Origin of the sequence: Paenibacillus validus NBRC 15382, assembly GCF_004000985.1 — a bacterium.
GTDB lineage: Bacteria > Bacillota > Bacilli > Paenibacillales > NBRC-103111 > Paenibacillus_G > Paenibacillus_G validus.
This window is the reverse complement of sequence record NZ_BIMH01000129.1, coordinates 1-708: the sequence shown is the minus strand read 5'-3', so window position 1 is coordinate 708 and position 708 is coordinate 1. Positions and strand designations below refer to the sequence as shown.

Sequence of the window (708 nt, the reverse complement as noted above, 5' to 3'; positions counted from 1 at the left end):
AACAGCGACGAACATGCTGAGCATTACCAGAGCTGCGTCAGGGATGAACGGTTACACGTATCGCGTCGTTGTGAGCGGAGCGGGCGGTCTGTCTACGCCGTCGACCAGCGCGACCTTGACGGTGAATACCGTGCCGACGATCACAAGTCAGCCAAGCAATCAGTCGGTTAACGAAGGCAGCAATACGAGCTTCAGCGTTGCTGCGACGGGAACGGGTCTGGCGTACCAATGGCAGGTAGACACGGGTTCGGGCTTCACAAATATTACCGACACGGGTGTGTATAGCGGAACAGCAACGGACACGCTGAGCATTACCGGAGCCGAGGCAGGGATGAACGGTTACGCGTATCGCGTCGTTGTGAGCGGATCCGGTGGTCTGTCTATCCCGTCGACCAGCGCGACCTTGACGGTGAATACGGCGCCAGCGATCACAAGTCAACCAAGCGATAAGTCGGTTAACGAAGGCAGCGATACGAGCTTCTCCGTAACCGCAACGGGAACGGGTCTGGGGTACCAATGGCAGGTGGACACAGGTACGGGCTTCACGAATCTTACCGACACGGGTGTGTACAGCGGAACATCAACGGACACGCTGAGCATTACCGGAGCCGAGGCAGGGATGAACGGTTACACGTATCGCGTCGTTGTGAGCGGAGCGGGCGGTCTGTCTACCCCGTCGACCAGCGCGACGTTGACGGTGAATACCGC

At 58.6% G+C, this 708-nt stretch carries 1 pseudogene; it reads left to right on the top strand.

Annotated elements, in window-relative coordinates:
* Positions 1-13 precede the first annotated feature (13 nt).
* Positions 14-708, top strand: a pseudogene (locus PVA01S_RS26365) (immunoglobulin domain-containing protein); the annotation flags it as partial.